This is a genomic window from Paenibacillus artemisiicola (assembly GCF_017652985.1).
In the GTDB taxonomy this organism is placed as follows: Bacteria; Bacillota; Bacilli; order Paenibacillales; family Paenibacillaceae; genus Paenibacillus_Z; species Paenibacillus_Z artemisiicola.
This window is the reverse complement of sequence record NZ_JAGGDJ010000098.1, coordinates 1-3,953: the sequence shown is the minus strand read 5'-3', so window position 1 is coordinate 3,953 and position 3,953 is coordinate 1. Positions and strand designations below refer to the sequence as shown.

The following is a 3,953-nucleotide window of genomic DNA, read 5'->3' as shown; positions in this document are numbered from 1 at the left end:
GCGCTGCGCGTCGCCGGCGCGGCGCTCGCCGCCGGCGTGATCGCGCTCCAGAGCGCGCGGGGCGCCGCGCTCGTCGCGTGGCAGGCGGACGAGCCACCGGCCGTATACCGGCTCGCGCAGGGGCTGGGCGAGCTGGCGGCGGCCCAGCCGGACCGGCGGTTCGTCGTCTACACGTGGGAGGAGACGCGCGTGCTGCAGTACCTGCGCGTGCCGGTGACGAACCGCCGCATCGAGACGTTCGCCTATTTCATGGCGGACGTGCAGGCCGATCCCGGCGCGACCGTGCTGCTGACCGACCACGTGCTGCACGGCTTCGAGGCGCAGGTCGGCTCGCTGGCGGACAAGGTGAAGCCGATCGCCGAGTATAGCGGCGATCCGCTGTTCGAGCCCGTATACCACGACATCACGCTGTACGAATGGATAGGCGGGCGGTGAGCCGCTAACGGCCGCCCGCCCGGGGGCCAGCACGAAGGAGCGGCCGCCCGCCGGCAAGAACGCGGCCGCCCGAAAGCGGTTCAGGAACCTATTGACACGCTAAATGAAAATGATTATCGTTGTTAACGAGCATATGACTTCGCGGCGCCGTCTGGGCGCGGCGACGATCGCCACGCTACCGGAAAAAGGTGAACTGCAATCATGCGCACGATGCTGAAGACCGCGATGCTGTTCGTCGCGCTGTTTCTCGCGCTCGCGCCCTCGGGCGCCTGGGCGTATTCGTACGGCGACGCCAACAAAGAGGACGTGGCCGAGACGTTCAAGCTGGTCGTCTCCTCGCTCGGCAAGTCGCCGGCGGATTGGAAAACGGCCGAAGCCGCGCACAAGGAACGGCGCGAAGAGATCGTCTCCCACTTCGGCGAGGAAGTGGCGGCGACCTTGGACGCGAACCTGAAGGCCCGCGACGCGGACCTGACCATTGCCAATTACAAAGCGATCCTGATCATGAATTTGGATCGCCGTTTCGATAACGCGCTGCAGAGCATCGCCGACTACACGCAGGCGAAGCTGCTGCTGGCGAAAGCCCGGGCGACCTACGAGGCGCTCGCGCCGTACGCGGAGGCGAAGCTGTCGCCGGAAGCGTTGAACGGCTTGAACGCCGATTTCGACGCCGCGTTGGACGCGATCGGCAATCCCGGCCTGTTCGGGGTCGGCCAGAAGGACGCCGACGCGGAAGCGCTGAAGGCCGATGCCAACAAGATTTACGGCGCGCTCAAGCCGCTGTTCCCGTATGCGCCGGCGGCCGGCGGAGGCAAGAATCCGGACGAAGCCGCGCAGGCGGCCGAGCCGGACGCGATCGACGGCACCAAGCAGCACGCCGCCATGGCCCGGGAGTCGAAGACGAATCCCGCGGTAACCGTCGGCGTCATCGCCGGCATCGTCGTCGTGGGCGGCGGCGCCGTATGGGCGGCGCGCCGAAAGGGCTGGCTGTAGACGGACGGAAGGGGACCGCAAGCGGCGGCCCGGGCGCGAATCAGGTTAGGAGTGAGCATTCATCATGAACGTGCAGGCGTTTCTCATCACGTTTCGCGAGGCCTTCGAAGCGATATTGATCGTGGGCATCATCGTGTCGTATTTGAACCGGATCGGACAGTCCAAGTGGGTCAAATACGTCGGGGTCGGCGTCACGCTCGCCGTGCTCGCCAGCCTCGGCGTCGCCCTGCTGTTCCAGAACGTGCTGGACGGCTACGCGACGATGGCCAGCAAGGATTATATGCGCATCGGCATCCTGTTCGTGTCGGCGGGCTTGCTGACGCACATGATCCTGTTCATGAGCAAGCAGAACCGCGAGATGCGAACCAAGCTGCAGAGCAAGGTAGCGCTCATCCTGACGACGGGCGGCGCGCTCAACATGATCGCGCATTCCTTCCTCGTGACGCTGCGCGAAGGCGTGGAGACCGTCTTCTTCTTCGCGGCGATCTCGGGCGGCGACATCTCGAAGGCGCTGCAAAGCTGGGGCGCGCTCGCGGGGCTGCTGGCCGCGGCGGCGCTCGGTCTCGCCGTGTTCAAGGGCAGCAAGCGGATTCCGATCGGCACCTTCTTCAAGGCGACGAGCGTCTTCCTCGTCATGATCGCGGCCGGCCTGTTCGTGCAGGCGGTCGGCGGACTCCAGGACGCGGGCGTCGTCGGCAGCGTCTACAAGACGCCGGGCGGCCAAACCGCGGCGATGTACGACCTCACCTGGCTGCTGCCGGAGCATCCGGTCGACGAAACGAACTACATCCGCGACACGGGGGAGCATCCGGTCTTTCACGGCGAGCTCGGCGTGTTCTTCCGGGCGTTCCTGGGCTATTCCGAGGACCCGTCGCTGGAGGAGTTCGCGCTGTACTGGCTGTACTACGTGTTCGTCTTCGTCATGATCGCGCGGCAGCGGAAGAAGGCGTCCCTGGCGGAGGCGCCGGCGCAGCAAGCGGAAGCCGCCGGGACGGACGCTGCGGCTTCCGCGGCCGCGCCGCTCCCGCAGGCGCCCGAATCCGCGGAGGCCGGCGGCAAGGGCGAAAAGCCCGCCCGCAAAGGCAAGCCGACCGCGGTCTAGCCGCCGCGCTCCGGGTTTCGCCCGAACCCGGATTACCTCATCCCGATATCGAACAGGTCGTCCCTGAGGCTCGCAAATCCGGGGACGGCCTTTTTTTGCCGCGTTTTCGTTAGTCGGGGGAAAGTTGGAAAAGTTGTCACATTTCGAAGCGGCTTATCGGGCGCGAACAAGCATATAGATAGCAGACGGAGGGCGGTACTGAAGTCGCGGGAAGTTGGGCATAACTGATGATCGGGCCAAGAAAGCGCCGCCAACTTCTTTCATAGACGCAAGTGGCAGGTTTTGTTATAATTGTGAGGGAATTTTGTCCAACTTCGCTGCACGGCATGACGCTCTATCCATCCTAACCATGGAGGCGAAAGATGTGGAGAAGTACATCAACAGTTACGTTATTGTAGCGATCTTCGTTCTTCTCGGGATTTTGCTTCCGGTGGTCGCCTTGACCGCGGGACGGCTGCTTCGGCCAAACAAGCCGACGGACGAGAAGAAAACCACTTACGAGAGCGGGAACGAGCCCGTAGGGGAGGGACAAGTCCGGTTCAACGTGCGCTACTATCTGTTTGCGCTCATGTTTGTCGTCTTCGATGTCGAAACCGTTTTCCTATATCCGTGGGCCGTGGCGTATAAGCAGCTCGGCTTATTTGTGCTTGTCGAGATGGCGATCTTTACGGGACTATTATTGATTGGACTACTCTACGCCTGGAAGAAGAAGGTGCTGAAATGGAATTCAATCTAGAGTCGATTACCCCCGAAGAGCGGCAAGAGCTGGAACGCAACGTATTCATGGGCACGCTGGAGCAGCTGAAGGCTTGGGCGCGCAGCAATTCGCTGTGGCCGCTGACGTTCGGTCTCGCCTGCTGCGCGATCGAAATGATGGGCACCGGCGCGTCGCACTACGACCTCGACCGGTTCGGCGTCATGTTCCGCACGTCGCCCCGCCAATCCGACGTCATGATCGTCGCGGGCACCGTCACCAAGAAAATGGGTCCGCTGCTGCGCCGCCTGTACGACCAAATGCCGGAGCCGAAGTGGGTCATCGCGATGGGCTCGTGCGCGACGGCGGGCGGACCGTACGTGAAATCGTACGCCGTCATGAAGGGCGTGGACCAGATCGTCCCCGTCGACGTTTACATACCGGGCTGTCCGCCGAATCCGGCGGCGCTCATCTACGGCATCAATAAGCTGCAGGAGAAAATCCGCTACGAAGCGAAGACCGGGAAGCGGGTGACCAGCCGATGAGCGACGAGAAGGAGAAGGCACCCGGGCAGGCGCCCGAGACGGAAGCGTCCGCGACCGGAGGCCCGGACGCGGACGCCGCGGCCCCGGCGCGACAGCCCGAGGCGGACGTCGCGCCGGCGCAGGAGCCGGCTCCCGCGCCGGAAGCCGAAGGCGCGGCGACGCCGGCCGACTCGGCGGCAGGGAT

At 64.3% G+C, this 3,953-nt stretch carries 4 protein-coding genes and 2 pseudogenes; all 6 read left to right on the top strand.

What is annotated here, in order from left to right:
- A pseudogene (locus tag I8J29_RS33170) lies at positions 1-435 on the top strand (nucleoporin-interacting protein); the annotation flags it as partial.
- 201 nt (positions 436-636) lie between these two features.
- Positions 637-1,428, top strand: a complete 792-nt coding sequence (locus I8J29_RS33165) for a hypothetical protein (RefSeq protein WP_208851526.1) — start codon at positions 637-639, stop codon at positions 1,426-1,428.
- A 64-nt stretch (positions 1,429-1,492) separates the two neighbouring features.
- Entirely contained in the window at positions 1,493-2,530 is a 1,038-nt protein-coding gene (locus I8J29_RS33160; RefSeq protein ID WP_208851525.1) for an FTR1 family iron permease, read from the top strand.
- Between the two features lie 349 nt (positions 2,531-2,879).
- Complete coding sequence (locus I8J29_RS33155; protein WP_208851527.1) at positions 2,880-3,266, top strand: NADH-quinone oxidoreductase subunit A; 387 nt, start codon at positions 2,880-2,882, stop codon at positions 3,264-3,266.
- A complete protein-coding gene (locus I8J29_RS33150; protein WP_090642552.1) occupies positions 3,251-3,769 on the top strand; it encodes a NuoB/complex I 20 kDa subunit family protein in 519 nt (172 codons plus the stop codon). The genes I8J29_RS33155 and I8J29_RS33150 overlap by 16 nt, the downstream gene beginning before the upstream one ends.
- Positions 3,766-3,953 (top strand): annotated as a pseudogene (locus I8J29_RS33145) (hypothetical protein); the annotation flags it as partial. The gene I8J29_RS33150 and the pseudogene I8J29_RS33145, both read left to right, overlap by 4 nt.

What these genes read in the sequence shown, in the direction of transcription:
- I8J29_RS33165 (WP_208851526.1), top strand. Translation starts at nt 637, where the DNA reads ATGCGCACGATGCTGAAGACCGCGATGCTGTTCGTCGCGCTGTTTCTC.
- I8J29_RS33150 (WP_090642552.1), top strand. Translation starts at nt 3,251, where the DNA reads ATGGAATTCAATCTAGAGTCGATTACCCCCGAAGAGCGGCAAGAGCTG.
- I8J29_RS33155 (WP_208851527.1), top strand. Translation starts at nt 2,880, where the DNA reads ATGGAGGCGAAAGATGTGGAGAAGTACATCAACAGTTACGTTATTGTA.
- I8J29_RS33160 (WP_208851525.1), top strand. Translation starts at nt 1,493, where the DNA reads ATGAACGTGCAGGCGTTTCTCATCACGTTTCGCGAGGCCTTCGAAGCG.